The sequence below is a fragment of the Sulfurovum sp. bin170 genome (assembly GCF_010892395.1).
Lineage (GTDB): Bacteria > Campylobacterota > Campylobacteria > Campylobacterales > Sulfurovaceae > UBA1140.
In genome coordinates this window covers 1-1,751 of record NZ_JAACKB010000445.1, presented here as the reverse complement: position 1 = coordinate 1,751, position 1,751 = coordinate 1, and the positions used below count along the sequence as shown (strand labels likewise).

The window sequence follows — 1,751 nt, the reverse complement described above, 5'->3', positions numbered from 1 at the left end:
GAATATCTTCACCTAAATGTACCGTTATATCTTCAAATTTTTCTTCTAAATCCCAAACTCTTTTTAGCACAAAATCAGAAAAATCAATTTCTATAAAACATTCGCTATCTAACGAGTGACTATTTAAAATAGAATCTAGGTTAAACTTCTTTTCGCCCAAGCCCAATTTGATAGCATTCAGAAGACTCGTCTTGCCAAAACCATTTTCAGCCAAGATAATGGTTCTCTTATCAAATATAATCTCTTGTACTCCATGATAAGAGAAGAGATTTTTTAAAACAATTTTTTTAATTCTCAATAAAACTACCCTTATAATAATTACTTACTCTCTCTTCAATCTCTTTTAAAATACCTATTCTATTAGAGCTATTTTTACGGCTTTTTTCTATCTCATAAATACGGCTAAATAGTTCTTTACTTGCATTATCCAACTCCATATCATTCAAAGCAACTGTTATATCATTACTCTCTTTCATTTGTATCTTTCTCTTATATTTTTGAGCCAACTTTAATGCAGAATTTTCAATATCTCCATCATTGTTCCAATAAGTTTGAATTATCTCTACCTCTTCACTAGAGATAAGTTCAACATCTCTCTTTTGAAATTCTTCTGTTATTTCTATCTCAAATAGTTTCTCTAGCAACTCTTTTCTCACATCAAGATTAAAAGCCCCCATTCCCAATTGTCCATTTCGTCGCCTATGACCTCTTTTGTCTTCTCTATCCCTATAATCCAAAAGCACTTCCCTATATTCCCAAAGAGGCTTCATCCACTCCTCACCATTTTGAACCATACCCTCCATTGACCTATCTTTCTCAATTACCGTACAAGTCCAACAACCAAAACGCGTTTTACCACAAGATGGTGCTTCAGGATTGAGTGCAATATTACAATCAGCATCTCCATCACGCACAGACCCATCAGCCATAGTAGCCCCTTGAGAATAGAGTCTCATCATATCCTCATGAGACCCCCAAGGAGCTTGATTTTGTGTCAAATACTGCCACACTTCACTTGTTGTCCAATCTTTGATAGGAGAGAGTACGAAAGCATTTGGGATTTGGTCATGCAGAGATAAACCTTGAAAGTTTAATTCTCTAGAATTGATAGAGATAGCCCGACTCACAGATTCATCTGTCCGTACTCCAAGAAGCATCAAAATAGATTGATTATCTTTAACCAAACTCTCCAAGAAATGCGTAGCAGGACGAATTTTAAGTCTATCAGTACACCACCTAAACCATTTATTAGGAGCAGGATAACCCTTACCAATCATCAAAGCAAAAAAAGACTCTTCCACCTTAGGTTTAATCAAATTTACAGATAGGTTTAAATCCTCTTTTTGACAATAAATATCTATAGACTTTAAAATATTCTCCAGATAAGACTCAATCACAGGCATCTCAACCGTCGTATCAGAAGAGACTACAAAAGACTCTTTGAGTTTTATACCCTCTGCTTTTAGTTCTAGTAGCATCTCTATCACTAATTGCAAAACTACCGTTGAGTCTTTTCCTCCTGAAAATGTGACGACTAGAGGTCTATCGTTTGAGAGGTAGTGGTGTTTTAGTAGTTGTTTGGTCTGTATTTGTTTGTTCATTATTCCTCAATACTACTAAATAAATCTATTATTTTATCAAATTCTATTTCAAATAATTCAACTTTTTCTTTTGTCTCTTCTTCTCCACTAGATGTTTTTTCAACATCTTTTTTATATTTAAACATAGAGTTTCCTATTAAAGTCTTTTTC

2 protein-coding genes are annotated in these 1,751 nt (G+C 34.0%); both read right to left on the bottom strand.

The annotated features are described in order from the left end of the window. Positions 1-298: AAA family ATPase (locus GSY74_RS10500; RefSeq protein ID WP_164665068.1), on the bottom strand; the 298-nt coding region annotated here is incomplete at its 3' end. After that, positions 288-1,601 (bottom strand): DNA phosphorothioation system sulfurtransferase DndC, encoded by a 1,314-nt coding sequence (gene dndC / locus GSY74_RS10495; protein WP_164665066.1) that lies wholly within the window; start codon positions 1,599-1,601, stop codon positions 288-290. The genes dndC and GSY74_RS10500, both read right to left, overlap by 11 nt. Between the last annotated feature and the right edge of the window lie 150 nt (positions 1,602-1,751).

Coding starts and splice junctions, on each gene's coding strand:
- dndC (WP_164665066.1), bottom strand. CDS start 1,601: ATGAACAAACAAATACAGACCAAACAACTACTAAAACACCACTACCTC.